18 protein-coding genes and 1 riboswitch are annotated in these 20,256 nt (G+C 56.7%); of the genes, 8 read left to right on the top strand and 10 right to left on the bottom strand.

All coding sequences use genetic code 11. The features are described from left to right. Window positions 1-69: 69 nt before the first annotated feature. Both katG and EAE_RS19875 read right to left on the bottom strand, forming a co-directional pair. Window positions 70-2,247, bottom strand: a complete 2,178-nt coding sequence (gene katG / locus EAE_RS19880; protein WP_015705487.1) for a catalase/peroxidase HPI — start codon at window positions 2,245-2,247, stop codon at window positions 70-72. Between the two features lie 264 nt (window positions 2,248-2,511). Further along, entirely contained in the window at window positions 2,512-3,444 is a 933-nt protein-coding gene (locus EAE_RS19875; RefSeq protein ID WP_015705486.1) for a LysR family transcriptional regulator, read from the bottom strand. Window positions 3,445-3,544: 100 nt separating this feature from the next. Here EAE_RS19875 and EAE_RS19870 point away from each other — a divergent pair, with 100 nt between their 5' ends. The 4 genes from EAE_RS19870 to mrdA all read left to right on the top strand — a co-directional run bounded on the left by EAE_RS19870 (window position 3,545) and on the right by mrdA (window position 7,337). Beyond that, entirely contained in the window at window positions 3,545-3,979 is a 435-nt protein-coding gene (locus EAE_RS19870) for a DMT family transporter (RefSeq protein ID WP_015705485.1), read from the top strand. 9 nt (window positions 3,980-3,988) lie between these two features. Further along, on the top strand, window positions 3,989-4,492 hold the full coding sequence (locus EAE_RS19865; protein WP_015705484.1) for a DMT family transporter: 504 nt from the start codon (window positions 3,989-3,991) through the stop codon (window positions 4,490-4,492). A gap of 9 nt (window positions 4,493-4,501) precedes the next feature. After that, window positions 4,502-4,581: riboswitch (ZMP/ZTP riboswitch) on the top strand. A 17-nt stretch (window positions 4,582-4,598) separates the two neighbouring features. After that, window positions 4,599-5,231, top strand: coding sequence for a LysE family translocator (locus EAE_RS19860; protein ID WP_015366522.1), 633 nt, complete (start codon window positions 4,599-4,601; stop codon window positions 5,229-5,231). Between the two features lie 186 nt (window positions 5,232-5,417). Next, window positions 5,418-7,337 carry a penicillin-binding protein 2 gene (gene mrdA / locus EAE_RS19855; RefSeq protein ID WP_032711686.1) on the top strand — a complete coding sequence of 640 codons (1,920 nt, stop codon included), beginning with the start codon at window positions 5,418-5,420 and terminating at the stop codon, window positions 7,335-7,337. Between the two features lie 4 nt (window positions 7,338-7,341). On the opposite strand, the gene pqqF is transcribed toward mrdA, so the two are convergent. From pqqF to EAE_RS19820, 7 genes are all read right to left on the bottom strand, one after another. Beyond that, entirely contained in the window at window positions 7,342-9,639 is a 2,298-nt protein-coding gene (pqqF, locus tag EAE_RS19850; protein WP_015705482.1) for a pyrroloquinoline quinone biosynthesis protein PqqF, read from the bottom strand. Further along, entirely contained in the window at window positions 9,639-10,781 is a 1,143-nt protein-coding gene (gene pqqE, locus EAE_RS19845) for a pyrroloquinoline quinone biosynthesis protein PqqE (protein ID WP_015705481.1), read from the bottom strand. Before pqqE ends, pqqF begins: the two co-directional genes overlap by 1 nt. Then, window positions 10,768-11,046, bottom strand: a complete 279-nt coding sequence (gene pqqD, locus EAE_RS19840; RefSeq protein ID WP_015366526.1) for a pyrroloquinoline quinone biosynthesis peptide chaperone PqqD — start codon at window positions 11,044-11,046, stop codon at window positions 10,768-10,770. The genes pqqE and pqqD overlap by 14 nt, the downstream gene beginning before the upstream one ends. Window positions 11,047-11,048: 2 nt before the next feature. Continuing rightward, window positions 11,049-11,804 carry a pyrroloquinoline-quinone synthase PqqC gene (pqqC, locus tag EAE_RS19835; RefSeq protein ID WP_015705480.1) on the bottom strand — a complete coding sequence of 252 codons (756 nt, stop codon included), beginning with the start codon at window positions 11,802-11,804 and terminating at the stop codon, window positions 11,049-11,051. A 2-nt stretch (window positions 11,805-11,806) separates the two neighbouring features. Further along, window positions 11,807-12,724 carry a pyrroloquinoline quinone biosynthesis protein PqqB gene (gene pqqB, locus EAE_RS19830; RefSeq protein ID WP_015366528.1) on the bottom strand — a complete coding sequence of 306 codons (918 nt, stop codon included), beginning with the start codon at window positions 12,722-12,724 and terminating at the stop codon, window positions 11,807-11,809. A gap of 53 nt (window positions 12,725-12,777) precedes the next feature. Beyond that, complete coding sequence (gene pqqA, locus EAE_RS19825) at window positions 12,778-12,849, bottom strand: pyrroloquinoline quinone precursor peptide PqqA (protein WP_002905689.1); 72 nt, start codon at window positions 12,847-12,849, stop codon at window positions 12,778-12,780. A 138-nt stretch (window positions 12,850-12,987) separates the two neighbouring features. Then, window positions 12,988-14,007, bottom strand: coding sequence for a dipeptidase (locus EAE_RS19820; RefSeq protein WP_015366530.1), 1,020 nt, complete (start codon window positions 14,005-14,007; stop codon window positions 12,988-12,990). A 247-nt stretch (window positions 14,008-14,254) separates the two neighbouring features. On the opposite strand from EAE_RS19820, the gene EAE_RS19815 reads away from it, so the two are divergent. The 4 genes from EAE_RS19815 (at window position 14,255) to EAE_RS19800 (ending at window position 18,702) form a co-directional block, all read left to right on the top strand. Continuing rightward, complete coding sequence (locus tag EAE_RS19815; RefSeq protein ID WP_015705479.1) at window positions 14,255-15,247, top strand: alpha/beta fold hydrolase; 993 nt, start codon at window positions 14,255-14,257, stop codon at window positions 15,245-15,247. An 86-nt stretch (window positions 15,248-15,333) separates the two neighbouring features. Further along, complete coding sequence (locus tag EAE_RS19810) at window positions 15,334-16,071, top strand: response regulator (protein ID WP_015705478.1); 738 nt, start codon at window positions 15,334-15,336, stop codon at window positions 16,069-16,071. Further along, complete coding sequence (locus EAE_RS19805; protein WP_015705477.1) at window positions 16,071-17,423, top strand: ATP-binding protein; 1,353 nt, start codon at window positions 16,071-16,073, stop codon at window positions 17,421-17,423. The genes EAE_RS19810 and EAE_RS19805 overlap by 1 nt, the downstream gene beginning before the upstream one ends. 88 nt (window positions 17,424-17,511) lie before the next feature. Then, window positions 17,512-18,702 (top strand): cytochrome c biogenesis protein DipZ, encoded by a 1,191-nt coding sequence (locus EAE_RS19800; protein WP_015705476.1) that lies wholly within the window; start codon window positions 17,512-17,514, stop codon window positions 18,700-18,702. Between the two features lie 67 nt (window positions 18,703-18,769). On the opposite strand, the gene EAE_RS19795 is transcribed toward EAE_RS19800, so the two are convergent. Continuing rightward, window positions 18,770-20,251: a pyridoxal phosphate-dependent decarboxylase family protein gene (locus EAE_RS19795; protein WP_161798787.1), complete on the bottom strand. Its 1,482-nt coding sequence runs from the start codon at window positions 20,249-20,251 to the stop codon at window positions 18,770-18,772. Window positions 20,252-20,256 lie beyond the last annotated feature (5 nt).

The following is a 20,256-nucleotide window of genomic DNA, read 5'->3' as shown; positions in this document are numbered from 1 at the left end:
GCCACTCGATAATGAGCGGCGCTTTAACAGAGTAACCTGCCGCCGGTTGTTCACCGGCGGGCAGGGGAATTACAGATCGAAACGATCCAGATTCATTACCTTGGTCCATGCGGCAACGAAATCAGTAACGAATTTCTGTTGCGCATCGGCACAGGCATAGACTTCGGCCAGCGCGCGCAGGACCGAGTTAGAACCGAACACCAGATCGACGCGAGTGGCGGTATATTTCTCTTCGCCGCTCTTACGGTCGTGACCGGTAAACAGCTCAGCCTGTTCATCCGCGGCTTTCCATACGGTGCCCATATCCAGCAGGTTGACGAAGAAGTCAGTGCTGAGGACGCCGACGCGATCGGTGAAGACGCCATGTTGGCTGCCATCGAAGTTAGCGCCCAGCACGCGCAGGCCGCCGACCAGCGCCGTCATTTCCGGCGCCGTCAGGGTTAGCTGCTGCGCTTTATCGATAAGCAGGGTTTCCGTTGATACGCCGCCTTCGATGCGACGGTAATTACGGAAACCGTCGGCCAGCGGCTGCAGCAGATCCATTGCTTCAACATCGGTCTGATCCTGGCGCGCATCAACGCGACCCGGCGCAAACGGCACGTTTACTTGAACGCCGGCAGCCGCTGCGGCCTGCTCAACCCCCACGACGCCCGCCAGAACAATGATATCCGCCAGCGACGCTTTACCCGATGCTTTCTGGATGGCCTTTAGCGTTGGCAGCACTTTGCTGGCAATGGCGTTGACCGGCCATTCTCTCTGTGGCAGCAGGGCCAGACGCGCGCCGTTAGCGCCGCCGCGTTTATCACCGCCGCGGAAGGTTGAGGCGGAAGCCCAGGCCACGGAGACCAGTTCGCTGACCGACAGGCCTGAATCCGCAATGGCCGTTTTCAGCGTAGCGATGTCGGAGGCGGTCGGGTTATGCGTCGGAGCCGGTAATGGATCCTGCCAAATCAGATCTTCTTTTGGCACTTCCGGACCGAGATAACGGGATTTTGGCCCCATATCGCGGTGAATTAGTTTGAACCAGGCGCGGGCGAAGGCTTCGTTAAAGGCCTGCGGATCGTTCAGGAAACGGCGCGAGATTTTGCCGAATTCCGGGTCGAAGCGCAGCGTCAGGTCCGTCACCAGCATGGTCGGCTTGCGTTTTTTATTCGGATCAAACGGATCGGGAATAATCTCCGGCGCATCTTTCGCTTCAAACTGAATAGCGCCCGCCGGGCTACGCGTCTGTACCCACTCGTATTTGAACAGGTTCTCGAAGAAGTAGTTGCTCCATTGGGTCGGGGTTTGCGTCCATACGACTTCCAGACCCGAGGTGATGGCGTCCGCGCCTACACCGCTGCCGTAAGTACTGCTCCAGCCAAGACCCTGAGATTCCAGCGGGGCGGCTTCCGGTTCCGGGCCAACGTGGCTTGCCGGTGCGGCGCCGTGCGTTTTACCCAGCGTATGGCCGCCGGCGATCAGAGCGACGATTTCTTCATCGTCCATCGCCATATTGCCGAAGGTCGCACGAATGGCTGCCGCGGCGGAAAGCGGATCGCCGCTGGCGTTAGGGCCTTCCGGGTTGACATAGATGAGACCCATTTCTGTGGCGCCCAGCGCCTGTTTTTCCAGGCTTTCCGGGTGGCGATGTTTCAGCCACTCTTTTTCATCGCCCCAGTCAACATCGAGGTCCGGTTCCCACACGTCTTCACGCCCTGCGCCGAAACCGAAGGTACGGAAGCCGGCGTTTTCTAATGCCACGTTACCCGCCAGCATATACAGGTCGGCCCAGGAGATTTTCTGACCATATTTTTGTTTCACCGGCCACAGCAGACGACGGGCTTTATCAAGGCTGACGTTATCCGGCCAGGAGTTAAGCGGGGCGAAGCGCTGCTGACCGCGACCCGCGCCGCCGCGGCCATCGACGGTACGGTAAGTCCCCGCGCCGTGCCACGCCATACGAATAAACAGGCCAATGTAGCTGCCCCAATCGGCAGGCCACCACTCCTGAGAGTCGGTCAGCAGCGCGCGAAGGTCGGCTTTCAATGCGGAGTAGTCGAGCTTTTTGAACTCTTCCCGATAGTTGAAGTTTTCACCCAATGGGTTAGAACGATTGGAGTGCTGATTCAGCAGGTCAACACGAAGTTGGTTGGGCCACCAGTCACGGTTGGCGGTACCGCTGCCGGCGCTTTGCTTCGGCGTCCCGGCGTGGAAAGGACATTTCCCTGCGGATGGGTTGTTAGTGGGATCATTTGACGTGCTCATATCAGGCTCCGTTTGCTTTTGTGAATGCCATTACGATATACACTGCTACCAATAAGCGATATTTGAATGAGTCTACGGATTTAATAGCTTTTACCGTTCAACAAACATAATTAAAACCAGTGTGTTAGTGTGTTTACTCGGCGAAATTCAAAACCACACCTTTAAACATAGTCGTAACGCAGCGGTAAAGGAAACGTTATGATGCGTTACCCGCAACGGATCGCTAATTGTTTGAGATATGACAATTTTACTGCGATGAAAGGATTAGCGTTGCCAGTAAAGCGGCGTGCCGAAAACGTCGGTAAAATAATCAATAACGGTGCGTACATTGAGCGACGGATGACGAGCATGCGGATAAATCGCGGCAATGTAAGAGGGCAAATGGTTAATGCCAACGCTGTAGTCATTCATCAGCGCTACTAATGTTCCCTGCGCCAGCGCGTCGCTCACCATCCAGTCCGGAAACAAAACAATGCCCATTCCGCCAATCGCTGAAGTGAGAAGGGCATCGGCGTTGTTTGAGATTAGCCGCGGTGTTTGCGGGTAATGGGTCCACTCTTCTTCCCTCTGGCGAAAAAGCCAACGGTTAGCACCCTGTGAACCGCGATACACCAGCGTGCGGTGTTGATTAAGCTCAGAAGGCGATTGCGGCGCGCCGAAACGGGAAAGGTAACCAGGCGCTGCGGCGAGGTAATAGCGCTGGGCGCCAAAAACCTTTGCGTGATAGCTGGCGTCAGGCAGGGCGCTGATGCGAAAAATGATATCAGTCGCCTGGCGATGAGGATCGACAAAGTCATCGGTCAGGATTAATTCGTACTCCAGCTCGGGATAACGATCGGCCAGTCCCGCTAACCATGGCGCGATATGCCGTTGGCCAAAGTAGACCGGGGCGTTGATGCGCACGAGTCCGCCAGGTTGTTGGGCGCGATCCTGTAATTCGCGTTGCGCGTGAGCGAATTGCTCGGTCATCCCGCGGGCATAGTCAGCAAACAGGTTTCCGGCCTCCGTTGGAACGACCGCACGGGTATTGCGGTAGAACAGCTGCTGGCCAAGCGCATCCTCAAGTTGCTGGATGACTCGTGAAATCAGAGAAGGGGACACGCCTTCACGTCGCGCGACAACGGAAAAACTATGGCTGTCATACACGGCGATAAACAGCTGGAGGGCGCGGAGATTGATGTTACCTACGTCGGCCATTAATGCAAATCCTGCAAAGGTGTTTGCAAAACTATACTATTTTTTGCATTAGCGCGCCGTTCTATTCTCTTCCGCTCTTAACAACTGAAGAGTATTTAACATGCAGCGTGTGCTGATTTTTTTAGTGATTGCCGGCGGAATGGGGCTGTCCGTAGAGGCAGGTCTATTGGGGCCGCTGGCGGGTCAGGTCGGTGATTTATGGGCAACAATGAGTATTTTCGCCATTGGCGCGGCATTAACGTTTTTACTGATGCTTTTTTTTAGCCCGCGACAAAGTCCCTCTTTTTTTTCGCTCCCCGGTTGGCAATTAACCGGTGGTCTATTGGGGCCAGGTTATGTGCTGATATTAACGATTGTTACTCCGACGATCGGTATCGCAATGACGATTACCGGTGTTCTCGCCGGTCAAGTATGTAAGAGTCTGTTAATCGATCATTTTGGCTGGTTTGGTAGCCCGCGGCGAAAAATAGATCGCCGCCGGGTTATTGCTCTGTTGTTCATTGTGGCGGCATTAGTGCTGATTGCCGTTGATTGAGGTGCTGATATGAATATGTTGATGATTATTTTGTCGCTGATTGGCGGCGCATTGCTAAGCGTACAGGCTGCGGTGAATGGCCGTCTTGGCGCGCAAGTCGGAATATTGCGTAGCGCCTTTTTGACCTTTTCCATTGGCGCATTGGTGACCGGTTTATTCATCGTTTTCTTTGCTCCGCAGCAGTCAATGACGCTACTGGATGTACCAAAGTGGCAACTGCTTGGCGCGTTCTGCGGGGTACCCTATATTGTCATCATGGTGCTGGCAGTACAGCGAATCGGCACGGCAACGGCGACGGTGGCGGTAATATTTGGTCAACTCGCGATGAGCTTGCTGATTGATAATTTCGGGTGGTTGGGAAATAGCGCTATTGCCTTTTCGCCACAACGCCTGGCAGCGGTGCTGTGTTTGGCGTTAGCACTGTACTTTATATACGCGTCTGGCGTATCAGGAGCAGTTGCACCTTCTAAACGGCCGGGAAAGGCGAAATGGTTGTCGACCGAACGGGAATAAGCTAATACTTAGACACCATGTGACTGGCGCTAAAGACAGAATACTGTTGGGGAGCATGGTCAAGTACGCCGCGCGCCTGGGCATTACCCCTATCTGGAGATAAGTTATGCCTGAATTAGCTTCATTATCGGCTTTTGCCGCGGTGGCGTTGGGGTTGGTGTTAACGCCTGGCCCCAACATGATGTACCTCACTTCACGGTCGATTTGCCAGGGAAAACGCGCCGGCTTTATATCCCTTGCTGGCGTTGCGGTGGGGTTTTTCTTTTATATGCTGTGCGCGGCTTTTGGCATAACCGCGCTGGTTTTCGCCGTACCCTATGCCTACGACGCGTTGCGAATTTGCGGAGTGGCTTATTTACTCTATTTAGCGTGGCAGGCGATTAAACCCGGTGGGCGGCCGATTTTCGCGGTGCGCGACTTACCGGCTGATAGCGGGCGTAAGCTGTTTCTGATGGGCTTTCTTACCAGCCTGGCGAATCCTAAAGTGGCTATCTTGTATTTGTCTTTGCTGCCGCAGTTTATCACCCCCGGACTCGGTAGCGTGCTGAGTCAGTCCCTAATACTAGGCTGTACCCAGGCGCTAATAAGCGTGGCGGTTAACGGGCTTATTATTATGCTGGCCGGGCAGGTGGCGCTGTTTCTTGGGCGGCGACCGGGCTGGCAACACTTTCAGCGTTGGCTGATGGCGACGGTACTTGCCGGAATGGCGGTAAAGATCGCTTTTGAGGCCAGAAAATAATCGTTACCGCCTGACAACGCGTTCTTATGCTTTTCTCTCGTTGAGAAAGGCAACTCACGTTCTAACATACTGATACATTTCTGCCAGTTCATTAGCAACCTTTCAGTAGGGCTAATGCGTCAATAAAGCTATTCTTCCCCGCCTTTAGTTTTTGTGCTTTCCAGTGACGCAGGTAAATTGCCGCCAATGGCCCTATTGAGAGATGAGATCCGCGACCACTCGGCAGAAGAGATGCTGTTTATCCGCCGCGCCGTTATTGCTTTCCTGTTGGTGGTGGTCTGCTTTGGGGTGTTGATTTTCAATCTCTACCATCTCCAGGTAGAGCAGCACGACTTTTATCAGACCCGCTCCAATCAAAATGACATTAAAATGTTGCCGATCGCGCCAAGCCGGGGGCTGATTTTCGACCGCAACGGTATTCCGCTGGTACAAAATATCACCCTGTATCGCCTGCAGGTGATCCCCAGCAAGATTGCCGATATGTCGGCGCTGCTGCAGGCGTTAAGCCCGATTGTCGACCTGACGGCGGATGATATCGCCAGTTTCCGCGACGATATGCACCACAATAGCCGCTATAAAGAAGTGACGCTGAAATCCGATCTTACCGATGTGGAAGTGGCGCGATTCGCGGTCAACGAATTCCGTTTTCCCGGCGTCACCGTCGAGAGCTACCAGCAGCGAAGTTATCCCTATGGCGCGGAACTGGCGCACGTTGTCGGTTACGTTTCGAAAATTAACGATAACGATTTACAACGGCTGGCGAAAAACGGCGAAGCAGAAAACTACGCGGCCGATCGCAATATCGGTAAACAGGGGATTGAAGGCTATTACGAGAAAGAGCTGCATGGCACCACCGGTTATCAGGAAGTCGAGGTAGACAACCACGGTCGCGTCGTTCGCCTGTTGAAAGAAGTCCCGCCGGTCGCCGGCAAAAATATCTATCTGACGCTAGACCTGCATTTGCAGCAGTACATCGAGTCGGTCCTGAAGGGCCAGCGCGCCGCGGTCGTGGCCGTCGACCCGCGCGACGGCGGCGTACTGGCAATGGTCTCCAGCCCCAGCTATGACCCCAACCCCTTCGTTAAGGGGATTGGCTACCAGGCTTACAAATCGCTGCTCGATAACCAGGATCGCCCGCTGATTAACCGCGTCACTCAGGGCTTGTATCCCCCGGCTTCCACGGTCAAGCCGTATATGGCGCTCTCAGCCCTTTCCGCCGGGGTGATTACGCCAAATACCACCTTCTTCGGCGCGCCGACCTGGACGCTACCGGGTACTCAGCGCCGCTATCGCGACTGGTTAAAAACGGGACATGGTATGTTGAATGTGACCAAAGCGATTGAAGAGTCGGCGGATACCTTCTTCTACCAGGTCGCTTTTGAGATGGGCATCGATCGTATACACGAGTGGTTGAGCAAGTTTGGCTACGGACAATCGACCGGCATCGATCTCAATGAAGAATACGCCGGGGTTTTGCCGAGCCGCGAATGGAAACAGCGGGTACATAAAAAACCGTGGTATCAGGGCGATACGATTTCCGTCGGTATCGGCCAGGGCTACTGGATCGCGACGCCAATCCAGATGGTGAAAGCGCTGACCACCCTAATCAACAACGGCAAGGTACAAAACCCGCATCTTTTGTACTCAATGAAGCAGGGGAATAAGGTCGAACGGTACCAGCAGCCAGCCAATTTACCGCAGGTCGGCGATCCGAAATCGCCATACTGGGGGGTTGTCCGCAATGGTATGTATGGCATGGCGAACCTGCCGAACGGAACGGGATATAAGCTGTTTCATACCGCGCCGTACCAGATTGCGGCGAAGTCCGGCACCTCGCAGGTGTTTAGCCTGAAGGAGAACCAGACCTACAATGCCAAAATGATCCCGGTACGTCTGCGCGACCACATTTTTTATACCCTGTTTGCGCCGTATCAGCATCCGAAAGTGGCGATGGCGCTCATTCTCGAAAATGGCGGCGGCGATGGCGTTGTCGCCGGCCCGACGGCGCGTGCGATTCTCGACCATATCTTCGACCCGGCGAATGCGCCGGCTGCGGATAGCGCGCAAAGTAACGTTCCGCAGGTCGAAAGCGCCGATGCGCAGTAACCACTTAAGTGGCGGACGTCGTCGGCGCGCTATACAGGATTCGCCAGCTGCGGCGACGGCGAGTTATCTCACGCCATAGCGTGATGACCTCGTCCAGCTGTAGGTCGTTAACGTTCTGCGGCGTGGCTACCGGTAGATGATAGCGCTGGCGCAGGGCGGAGAGTGCGGTGGCGCTGGCGTCCTGCGCCTGACCGTTCTGCTCAGCCAGCTGGTGTTGTAACTGGCTGAACTCAGCTTGCCCACACAGCGTTAACTGGCGGAGAAAGGTTTTACAGCAGCGTAGCAGGTTACTGATGGAACGATCTGGCGACTGCAGCGCCAGCAGCAGGCCATCGCGATCGGCGATCCGCTGATAACGGCAGCTCACCACGTAGCCAATCTGCTGTTCGACCCGCAGACGCTGGAAGAATTGCGGCTCGCAAAGTAGCGCCAGCAGTTGCAGCGCGGCCAGCGATGCCCCCTCGGGCAATGGAATAAAAACCAGTAGCGCGTTATCCGAGCTGGCGTGGGGAATACGCTGAATACCGCGGCGACAGCCCGCCGAAGAGTGAAGCTCGGCGTTGATCGGGGTATTGAGCAGCGTCAACTGACGGGCAACCTGCTGCGCCAGATTGCCGCTGCCGCCCACCATCGCCGCCAGCCAACCCTCTTGCGCCGGGGCGATAGTCAGATGTTCAGGTAATTGTTGCAGTAGCTGGCGAATCGCAATGGTTTCAGGTGCGACCGTCGTCCCCGGCGCGGGTTGGGCTAATCGGCGCATAAGTGCGGTGACGACGCGCTCCGCTACGCCGCCGGATTCCGGTAGCTGTAGGGTAAGCTGCCAGTTGCCGTCCACCGTTTGCCACTCGCCGCTGCCGCCAGCATGGCGAAGTTGCGCGAGCAAGGGACGGAGCTGCTGGCTTATCGCCATCCCCTGCGCCTGACTAAGCACGCTATAGAATGGCTTGCGAACGATCAGCGTTGGCGTTTGATTATCTGCAATGACATGCAGCAGCGGGCTGGTCGTTGGCGGCAGGTCAGGCGCTGCCGCGGTCGCCGCCTGCGGATAGAAGCTAAATGCCAGCGGATCAATCACGACTGTCCGTGGCTGCCTGCGGCCGAGCGGCAAGGTAAAGCCCTGGGTTGCCACGCCATCGCCAGCCGCTATTTTGCGGCACACCAGCGAAGAGGCTGGCGCCGTCAGCAAGCTGGCGCAGAAACGGGCAAAGTCGATGGGCGGGGAATCGGGCGCAAAACCCAATGCCCGCTGACGTAACTGTTCGAGCGGGGTGAGTGCGTTAAAACGCCGCTGCGCCAGCCTGTAATAGTGCAACTGCTGTTCAGGCGAGGTGTGGCGCAATGCCTGCAGCCATCGCTCGAGATGCTGCTGGATGGCGTCGGGATGGTCGCTGGTAAATACCAGCGCCAGCCAGCCGACGCGTTCATCCTGGTAAAGCCAGTTCAGCGCGACATCGTCCGCGAGCCCGCATTCACGTAGCCCGGCCAGCAGGCTGCCGGGCGCTTCATCCAGTAAGAATTCACGAAAAGTAGTGACGTTGTCACTTACTGCAATGAGCGGACAACGCCATACCGCCGGTTGGTCTTCAACGGCCAGTTGAAGATCCACATTGTTGCTAAAATACGCAGACGGCGGGCTTTCCGGCGGCAGGCCGCCAGGGAATCCCGCGGCAAAAAAATGGGCCAATGCGGCTAATTCATCAAGCGACAGCGGCCCCTGAAGCCATAGCTGCAGATGGCTGGCGACATAATAGCGCTGATGAAACTCGCCGAGCGCAACCTGCAGCGCAGGCAAGTTTCCGCCCAGAGAATCCATGCTGCCGACCTGAAAACGGCGAAAAGCCGCGGGCGCCGCCATCGCGTGACGGGCTGCGGCTTCACGGCGGGAGGGATCGTGCTGCTGGATAAGCCGGTTTTCCGCATCGATGACCGCCAGTTCCTGACGGATATCTTCAGGCGACAGCAGCGGCGCCTGGAGCGTATCCCGTAGACGGGTGATGCCCTCGGCCAGACTACTGGCGGCGACCTCGAAGAAATAGGCGCTGTGGCGGGCAAGGGTGGTGGCGTTGACGCTGCCGCCCTGGCGTTGGATCCACGCCATTAATCGCTCGTCTGCGTGATAGCGCTGGCTGCCGCGAAACAGCAAATGTTCCAGTAAATGGGCCAGCCCCGGCAGGGCATCGGTTTCGTGATGGCTTCCGGCACCCACCTTAACCAACGCCGCAGCACGCGTCGCCTGCGGCTGATGAACCAGCGTTGCGCGAATCCCGCCTGCCAGTTCCACGATGCGGGTGGCGGTGGTCATCACAATTCCCGGGTTTTATAGATCAGCTGTGAACGGGTGCGGTTACGGAACTGCAGCTGGCTGATTTTGATGTCGCTACAGGCCGCTTCGCGCCGCGCTTCGAGGATTTTATGATGGTGCGGCGATTTGCTGCACACCGGGTCAGCGTTATCGGCATTGCCGGTCAGCATAAAGGCCTGACAGCGGCAGCCGCCGAAATCTTTCTCTTTTTCATCACAGGAACGGCACGGCTCCGGCATCCAGTCGAAGCCGCGGTAGCGGTTGAAGCCAAACGAGTCATACCAGATCGATTCCAGGCTCTGCTCCAGCACCGACGGGAACTCGACCGGTAACTGGCGCGCGCTGTGACACGGCAGCGCGGTGCCTTCCGGGGTCACGTTGAGGAATATTGAGCCCCAGCCGCCCATACAGCCTTTAGGGCGTTCTTCGTAGTAGTCCGGGGTGACAAAGAGCAGATTGGTCAGATTACCGTTAGCCGCCATTTTATGGCGGTAATCAGCAACGACCTGTTCAGCTCGGGCGATCTGTTCGCGGGTCGGCAGTAACCCCTGACGATTGAGGAACGCCCAGCCGTAAAACTGGCAGGTGGCGAGCTCAACATCATCCGCTTCCAGCTCGATACACAGCTCGATGATTTTATCGATCTGGTCGATATTGTGGCGATGGAGGACAAAGTTCAGCACCATCGGGTAGTCGCGAGCTTTTACCGCTTTCGCCATCGCCAGCTTCTGCTGGAACGCTTTTTTGTTGCCCGCCAGCGCCGCGTTAAGCACTTCATCGCTGGCCTGGAAGCTAATCTGGATATGATCCAGCCCGGCCTCGCTGAAGGCGTCGAGTTTGCTCTCGGTGAGCCCAATGCCTGACGTAATCAGATTGGTGTAAAAACCGAGGTCGCGCGCGGCGCGGATAAGCTCCGGCAGATCTTTGCGCGTCAGCGGTTCGCCGCCGGAGAAACCCATCTGCACGCTACCCATGGCCCGCGCCTGGCGAAAGACCTCAATCCACTGTTCGGTGGTGAGTTCTTTCTCCTGCTGAGCAAAGTCCAGCGGGTTAGAGCAGTAGGGGCACTGCAACGGACAGCGATAGGTCAGCTCCGCCAGTAGCCACAGCGGCGGATTAACGGCGGGTTTATTCTGGCTCACGGAAGATAATCCACTTCTGTTGGTAAGCTATCTGCAGGAATTCGATGACGTCGTCATCGACGCCGCCGGCTTCCGGGAAACGGGCGTTGAGTTCGGCGATTATTTTTGCCGCGTCGCGTTGACCATCGACCAGTTCGAGGATCGCGGCGGCGGTCTCATTCAGTTTCGCCATTCCTTCCGGATAGAGGATCACGTGGCTATCCTGAGCAGCTTCCCACTGCAGGCGGTAGCCGCGACGAAAGGCGATGATTGCGCTTTTTTGCATAGTTATACCAGTCGGGTCGTGTGCCAGGCCGCCTTGTCGGTGACCGTATGATAGGGCGGGCGCTGCAACGCGTAGGCCATGGTCATGGCATCCAGCATCGACCACAGAATGTCGAGCTTAAACTGCAGGATCTCCAGCATCCGGTTCTGCTTTTCCGCGCTATCGCAGTAGATCTTCGCCAGTTCCAGCCCATGTTCGACGTCGCGATTGGCCTGGCTTAAGCGGCTGCGGAAGTAGAAATAGCCGTCTTCTTTGATCCATGGATAGTGCTGCGGCCAGCTGTCGAGGCGCGACTGATGAATTTGCGGGGCAAACAGTTCGGTCAGCGAACTGCACGCCGCTTCCTGCCAGTTGGCCCGGCGGGCAAAATTGACGTAGGCGTCGACGGCAAAACGCACCCCGGGCAGCACGTGGCGCTCGCTGAGTAACTCATCACGGCTTAGCCCCACGGCTTCACCCAACTGCAGCCAGGCTTCAATACCGCCTTCCTGGCCGTTACTGCCATCGTGGTCGAGGATCCGCTGCACCCATTTGCGTCGGGTGTGTGGATCGGGGCAGTTTGCCATAATCGCCGCGTCTTTTAGCGGGATATTGGTCTGGTAGTAAAAACGGTTCGCCACCCAGCCCTGGATTTGTTCGCGGCTGGCCTCGCCGTTATGCATCGCAATATGGTACGGATGATGGATATGGTAGTAGGCGCCTTTTTCCCGTAGCGCTTGTTCAAACGCTTGTGGCGATAGGGTTTCGCGTATCTGCATAGTTAGTCCTGAAGCGTGATAGGCATCCCGTCCCAGCTCACTTCAATTCCCTGTTGCGTCAGGGCCTTGCGCTGCGGCGATTGCTCGTTAAGGATAGGATTCGTGTTATTGATATGAATCAGAATTTTGCGCTTTGCCGGGAGTGAGGCCAGCAACGCCATCATGCCGTGTTCATCGCCAAGCGCCAGGTGGCCCATATCACGACCGGTATTGCGCCCGACGCCGGCCGCCTGTAGTTCATCATCCTGCCAGACGGTACCGTCAATCAGCAGGCAGTCCGCTTTTTTCAGCCACGGCAGGAGCGCTTCATCCGGTTCGCCAAGCCCCGGCGCATAGAACAGCGTCTGGCCGTTACGGCGGTTTTCGATAAACAGCGCCACGTTATGGCCCGGCAGCGGGCGATCGCGAAACGGCGAGTAGGGCGGCGCATTGCTGGCGATGGGGACGGCGGTAAACTGCAGATCGGGACAGGCGTCAACGGTAAAACTATTCAGCGGGGTGACAGGATGGTGAATCAGGCCGCCGTTCCAGTGCCGTAACATAGTAAAAATGGGAAAACCCGTGCTGAGATCCTCATGTACCTCCGGCGTGCACCAGACCTGATGGGGACACCCTTCGCGTAGGCTCAGCAGCCCGGTAGTATGGTCAATCTGGCTATCGGTAAGGATAATGCCGCCAATATGCGTGCCGCGCAGTACGCCTTGTTTGTTTAACTCTGGCGTGTGGGCAATTTGCTGGCTGATATCCGGAGAGGCGTTACACAGCACCCACTCTTTGCCGTTATCGCTAACGATAATGGAAGACTGGGTGCGGGCGGTGGCCTGAATTGTGCCATTGCGCAGCCCCTGACAGTTGGCGCAGTTACAATTCCACTGCGGAAAACCTCCGCCAGCGGCGGAACCGAGGACTTTTATAAACATGAAGACGGACCAGATAAAAAACAAAATGCCCGCACGGACGGCGGGCGGAGCGATTAGCGGTTGGAAATGTACAGCGTCACTTCCAGACCCAGACGTAAATCAATAAAAGCAGGTTTCTTCCACATCGTTTTTTCCTCTATAAAAATGCGACATCAACGTCTTCGGTTGTGTCGGTTTTGTGATGGCCATCAAATATTGCCCCTCAGGGAGACAAAGGTCAACCGGCAACATGTAAGCATTTAACCTTATGTTTACAATATAACCTATTGTTGCCAAACATTTTTTAATACCTTTTGCCAGTTGCCCCAAAGCAGTTTATCCAGCACCAATTGTTCATAACCGCTATGGCGCAACGCGTTGATTAGCCGTGGTAAACCGCTAACATCGCCCAATTCGTCCGGCAGGGTGATGCCGTCAAAATCGGACCCCAACGCCACGTGATCGTCGCCGATAATGTTAATAAGATAGTCGATATGGTGAACGATGGTAGCTAATGGGGTGTCGCTGTCGCGTTTGCCGTCGGCGCGCAGGAAAGCGTTGCCGAAATTGACGCCGACCACGCCGCCGCTGTCGCGAATCGCCCGCAGTTGTTCATCGGTGAGATTACGCGGCTGCGGGCATAGCGCGTGGGCATTCGAGTGGGTGGCGACCAGCGGTGACGTCGAGTGTTGGGCGGTATCCCAGAACGCTTTTTCATTCATATGAGACACGTCAATCTGCATCTTCAAGGCATTGGCCTGCTTAATCAGATCGATACCTGCCGCTGTCAGTCCAGGCCCAGTGTCCGGGCTGCCGGGAAAGGAACCGTTAACGCCGCTGCCGAAGCGGTTTGCAATGTTCCAGAACGGACCAATGCTGCGGACCCCGGCGGCATAGAAGGCCTGCAGGTCGCCGCCCTCGCCATCAAAACCTCCGGCGCCCTCAATATGCGCCACCATTGCCAGTACGTTATCCTCGCGGCATCGTTCGATATCCGCCGCGCTCAGACATAATCGCAAGCGTCCAGCGGAGTGCGCGACAAGTTGCTTCAGGATGGCCAGTTGCTGCCAGAGGATATCGATCGGATCCCATCGTTGGCTGGCGTATTGCGGCGCCATACGGGCAATATATTCCTGCGGTGGCACGAATAGCGCGAATAGCCCGCCGGCAAATTCGCCTTGCAGCATGCGCGGATAGTCGAGATGACCGTTCTCAATCCCGGCAAAGAAAGCGGTTGAAGGATCCTCGCGATGGTGAAGCCATAAATTGAGCAGCAGGTCATTGTGACCATCAAAAATCGCCATAGCGCGCTCCATCTGGTGGTTGTACTGGAAATGCCTGACACGGTAACTGATTTGTTCGCTGCGGCAAGTGGAAATTCACAACTTAGCAACAATCGCCAAATCTGGCGTTTGTATCACACTGTATCAATCGGCAAACCTCATACATGGCGATGCAAAAACACGATAAATCCCACACATGCTGGATACACAGGCCTGATTAACTGTTCACGTACTTGCTTAACGCTTCCAGATAAAAGGTGAAATGAGGATGAACAGATTATCCGCAATCCGTCATGTCAGCGCGGCGGCGCTGTGTCTCTCCACGCTGTGGTCTGCCAGCGTGTGCGCTGCTGAAGACGCAGGCGCTTTCGACAAGGTGCAACAAATCAACGCCGGCGATTTGAATATCGGTTATGTCGATATGGGGCCACGCGATGGCCAGGCGGTAATTTTGCTGCACGGCTGGCCGTATGATATTCAAAGCTACGCGCAGGTGGCTCCGGCGTTGGCGCCGAAGGGTTACCGGGTCATCGTGCCGTATCTGCGCGGCTACGGCTCCACCCGTTTCCTGTCGGCTAAAACGCCGCGTAACGGTCAGCCATCGGCGATGGCGGCGGATATTGTGCATCTAATGGATGCGCTAAATATTAAGCAAGCGGATTTCGCCGGCTTTGACTGGGGCGCGCGTACAGCGGATATCGTCGCGGCACTCTGGCCGCAGCGGGTTAAGTCGCTGGTATCGGTGAGCGGTTATCTGATTAGCAGTCAGCGAATTGGCGAGAAGCCGTTACCGCCGCAGGCGGAACTGTCGTGGTGGTATCAATTCTACTTTGCCACCCCGCGCGGCGAGGCGGGCTACCGGCAAAATACCCATGACTTTGCCAAATTTATCTGGCATCAGGCTTCGCCACGGTGGACATTCACGGATGCCACGTTCGCCAATAGCGCGAAAGCGCTGGATAACCCGGATCACGTTGCCGTCACCATCAGCAACTACCGCTGGCGCCTGGGGTTGGAGCAGGGCGAAGCGAAATATGCGGCCTACGAACAGCGACTCGCGAAACTGCCGGCGATTAGCGTACCCACGATTACCATCGAGGGGGAAAACAATGGCGCGCCGCATCCGGCGCCGGATAGCTATCGGGCGAAATTCACCGGTAAATATGAGCATCGGGATTTTAAAGGCGCAGTGGGACATAACCCGCCGCAGGAGGCGCCAGCGGAATTTGTTCAGGCGGTTATTGATGCCGATCGCTTATAAGCCTCACCACGCCGCAAGCGCAGAGTTGCGCTTGCGGAAAAGCCGCATATGCTTTTCATGAGCTTATTTTTCCGCAGGAGCCGCCTTTGGAACGTATTGACCACATCCTGGTTGTCGATGACGACCGCGATATCCGCGAACTGATCGTCGGGTATCTGGAGAAATCGGGCTATCGCGCCAGCGGCGCAGCTAATGGCAAAGCGATGTGGTCTGTACTTAAAAACCATCAAATCGATTTGATTGTCCTCGATATCATGCTGCCCGGCGATGATGGTTTAACCCTTTGTCGTCAGTTGCGCAATGATGGCCAACAGGATATCCCGGTGCTGATGCTGACCGCGCGTAGCGAAGATAGCGACCGTATACTTGGTCTCGAAATGGGGGCCGACGATTATCTGGTGAAACCGTTCGTGGCCCGGGAGCTAATGGCGCGGATCAAAGCCATCTTACGCCGCGCTCGCGCGCTTCCCCCCAATTTACAAATCAGCGAAGCCGGCAGGCTTATCGCCTTTGGCGACTGGCTGCTCGATACCTCGGCGCGGCATCTACTGGACGAGAGTGGCACAATTGTGGCGCTAAGCGGGGCGGAATATCGCCTGCTGCGGGTGTTTCTTGATCATCCTCAACGTGTGCTCAACCGCGATCAGTTGTTGAATCTTACCCAGGGGCGTGATGCCGAACTGTTTGAACGGTCTATCGATCTGTTGGTGAGCCGCCTGCGTCAGCGTCTGCGGGAGGACGCGCGTGAGCCCGCCTATATCAAAACCGTGCGCAGCGAGGGTTACGTGCTGTCAGTGCCGGTGTCGATCCGCGAGGCGCGATAATGAAAGTGTGGCCGGCGTCATTGCAGTCGCGCTTAATGATAATGATTTTTCTCGCTCTGCTGCTCGCTAATGCCCTGACGCTATCGCTTCTGCTCTACGAGCGCATGAGCAGTGCCCGTAGCGTCATGCTGGGCAACCTTGAATACGATGTCGCCACAAGCGTGGCTATCCTTGATCGTCTTCCTGCGCAAGAACGGCCGCATTGGTTGGCGCGTCTGGCGCGCGGTAACTACCGCTATCAGCTTTCAGCCGGACAAACTGGCGATTATCCCACCAGCTGGCGTACCCGCGATGCGGTACGCTCGTTACAGGAAGCCCTGAGCGGTCGCTATCCTGTGAGTATTATCGCCGTCCCTGGACCGCGCGAACATATTCAGGCCCACGTGACCCTGCGCGACGGCGCGCCGCTAAGCATTGACCTGTGGCCAAAGCTGCCGGCCATCGCACGTTGGCTACCGCTGGTGCTGGTCGCGCAGTTTCTGTTACTGCTATTTTGCGCTTGGTACGCCGTCCGCCAGGTGGTCGCGCCGATGACCCGCTTTACCCGCGCCATTGATACGCTGCAACCGGCTACTCCGGCTACAGGGCCGCTGGCCGAGAAGGGACCACAAGAGGTGCAGCGCGCGGCGCGCGCCTTCAACGCGATGCAAAAGCGAATACAGGACCATTTGCAGGAGCGCGCGCGGATCCTGGCGGCGATCTCCCACGATTTGCAGACGCCGATTACCCGTATGAAGCTAAGAGTCGAGATGGCCGACCAACCGGCACTCCGCGATAAGCTGTTACAGGATCTCGATAGCATGACCCGACTGGTTCGCGAAGGCATCGCGCTGGCACGATCGGCCGAACCGCTGGCAGAAGCGCCGCAGCGGATGAGTCTCAATGCGTTACTGGATAGCATCGCCTGTGATTATGCCGATATCGGTAAAGCGGTCAGTTTTCGTGCCGGTAAAGAGGCGGACGTCATGACGCTTCAGCCGCAGGCGCTGCGGCGGATCATGAGTAACTTAATCGATAATGGGCTGAAATACGCCGAAAAGGTGGAAATCAGCCTGAGTTACCCGCCGAATGGCGATGTTATCATTCACGTTGTTGATGACGGCCCCGGCATCCCGGAAGGAGAGCTCACCGCCGTACTGCAGCCGTTCTATCGCCTCGAGCAGTCACGTAATCGCGATACCGGCGGTACCGGTTTGGGGCTGGCAATCGCCGCCCAGCTCGCCGGGCAGATGCAGGGAAGTTTGACCCTGCATAATCTGCAACAGGGCGGTCTTGAGGCGCGGGTACGTCTCAATGCCGCCGTTTTGTATCCTTCTGTATCCATTCCAACTGCAGATAAATCCATATACTAAACCGCCGTTTCACGGACATATCCGCCATACAGTCGCCTGTTGTAATGCTGACGTTGCCACTTCGGCAACGTTGCAAAGGAGAATGATCATGGCTGTTGTGATTGCATTTTTGGCCGGTATGTTGACACTGCTCAGCCCCTGCACCTTACCGGTGATCCCGCTGGTGTTTGCCAGCGTAAGCGGGCGTAAGGGGCAACTCATCCTGTTGTTGTTCGGTATGGGGTTAATGTTTACCGCTGTATCGCTGCTGGCCACGGCGGCAGGGGGATGGTTAGTCAATCTGACTATCGTCGGGCGTTGGCTGGCGCTGGGCTTTTTGGTCGTTGTGGCTATCAGTTTACTGTCAACAGGCGTTGCAGGCTGGCTCGGATCGCCAGCGGTTGCGTTGGGTAATCAACTTAACCAACAGAGCTATCGTTATGGCAGTGGGCTCGCTTCAGTATTCGCCGGACTGGCGATTGGACTACTTTGGGCGCCGTGCGCGGGACCGGTGCTGGGGGCGATATTTAGCCTGGCGTTGTTGCAAGGAAATACAGTGACTACCGGCATCTTGCTGCTTTCCTATGCCAGCGGATGCGCGCTGATGTTGCTGCTATTGGGGTGGTTCGGCGCGCGGCTGATTTCCCGTTTGCGCGGTGGTCAGGCGATAAGTGGGCGGTTACGCCAACTGGCTGGCGTGGCAATGTTGGCCGCAGTGGCATTAATCGCCAGCGGTAGCGATCGTTATCTGCAGGGCGCCAGCGGTTTAACCCATCGTCTGGAGCAGCGGCTCAGCGCGTTTATGCCCCAGGATCAACAACGGGTTCGGCTGGAGCCGATCGTTGCGCCGCGGCCAACCAGCGCTATGCCGGAATTGCAAGGCGGCACCGCATGGATTAATAGCCCGCCCCTTACCAATGCGGCGTTAAAGGGCAAGGTGGTGCTGATTGATTTTTGGACCCGCGATTGCATCAACTGTCAGCATACGCTGCCTTATGTACGGACGTGGGCCAATAAGTATCGCGATGCGGGGCTGGTGGTGATTGGCGTACATACGCCGGAATATCCGTGGGAACGGTCGTTGCCGCAGCTTCGTGAAGCGGTCAGCCAGCGGCAGCTAAACTATCCGGTTGTCGCAGATAACAACTACGCCATCTGGAATGCGTTTGGTAATCAGTACTGGCCGGCGCATTATTTCTTCGACGCGCGGGGGCAACTGCGTTATACCGCCTTTGGCGAAGGCGATTATGCCCGTCAGGAGCAGGTGATCCAACAACTGCTGCGCGAAGCGCGGACGTGAGAGGGAAATAAAAAAGCCGATAACAGCAGTTATCGGCTTTGCAGGACACTTGCTAATCGGCAGTGTCTTATTTCGCCAGCAGTTCCTGGGCGGTGCGTTCAACGAGGCTCAGCAAGACCTTCACATCGTCCAGCGTCACCACCGGGTTGAGCAGCGTCAGCTTCAGGCAGGTTACGCCGTTATGCTCGGTCACGCCGACGTTGGCGCGGCCGGATTCCAGCAGGGCGTCGCCCACGCGCTGGTTGAGCAGGGCGATCGCGGCGCTATCACTACCAGCCATTTGCGCCGGACGTGAGCGGAACAGCACGCTTGCCAGCTGCGGCTGCATGACCAGCTCCAGCGTTGGCTGAGATTTCACAAATTCCGCGACGTTTTTCGCCATCGTCACGCCATGATCGATGATTGAAGCGTATTGTTTCTTGCCCAGTGCCTCAAGCCCCATCCACAGCTTCAGCGCGTCGAAGCGGCGGGTGGTCTGCAGCGATTTGGAGACCAGGTTCGGAACGCCGTGTTCTTCATCAAACTCGGAGTTCAGATAGGCCGCCTGATAGCGCATCAGCTCGTAGTGGCGAGCATCTTTCAGCAGGAAGGCGCCGCAGCTAATGGTCTGGAAGAACTGCTTATGGAAGTCCAGGGTAACTGAATCCACTAACTCCAGGCCATCGAGGTAATCGCGATACTGCTCGGAGAGCAGCAGCGCGCCGCCCCACGCGGCATCAACGTGCAGCCAGATCTGGTGCTCCGCCGCGATACCGGCGATATCACGCAGCGGGTCAATCGCGCCCGCGTCGGTGGTACCAGCGGTGGCGACGATGGCCATGATCTGCTCGCCGTTGGCCTGCGCTTGCGCAATCTTGGCCTTCAGGTCGGTGACGTCCATACGGGCGAATTCATCGGTTTTCACCAGCGTGACCGAGCGGTAGCCAAGCCCCATCAGCGCCATGTTCTTCTGCACCGAGAAGTGGGCGTTTTCCGAGCACAGCACTTTGTACTGACGAATGTCGCCCGGAATACCATCCTGTTGGATGGAATGCCCCTGACGAGCGAAGAAGGCGTCGCGTGCCAGCATCAGGCCCATCAGATTGCTCTGGGTGCCGCCGCTGGTGAAGACGCCGGCATCGCCAGCCGGATAACCGACCTGCGCACGTAACCACTCGATCAGCTTCATCTCAATGATGGTGGCTGAAGGGCTCTGATCCCAGGAGTCCATGCTCTGGTTGGTGGCGTTGATCAGCACTTCCGCCGCCTGGCTGATAACCAGGCTTGGGCAGTGCAGGTGCGCCACGCACTGCGGATGGTGCACCGACAGGCTGTCTTTCAGGAAGTACTCGATCGCACGTTCAATCGCCGCCTGGTTGCCCAGACCCTGTTCGTTAAAATCAAGGGTGATGCGCTCACGGAGTTCATCAACGCTTTTCCCCTGATACATTTCAGGTTGTTGCAGCCACTGCGCAACCGCCTGGCTGGCCTGGGAAATGACCTGCTGGTAAGCGTCAATGCTTGCCGCGGACCCAGCCAGAATCGGATTCAATTTGGACATTGCGGTCACTTACT

This window comes from Klebsiella aerogenes KCTC 2190 (assembly GCF_000215745.1).
Classification (GTDB): Bacteria; Pseudomonadota; Gammaproteobacteria; order Enterobacterales; family Enterobacteriaceae; genus Klebsiella; species Klebsiella aerogenes.
Note: the sequence above shows the minus strand (reverse complement) of the source record. Positions and strands in the feature narration are given on the sequence as shown.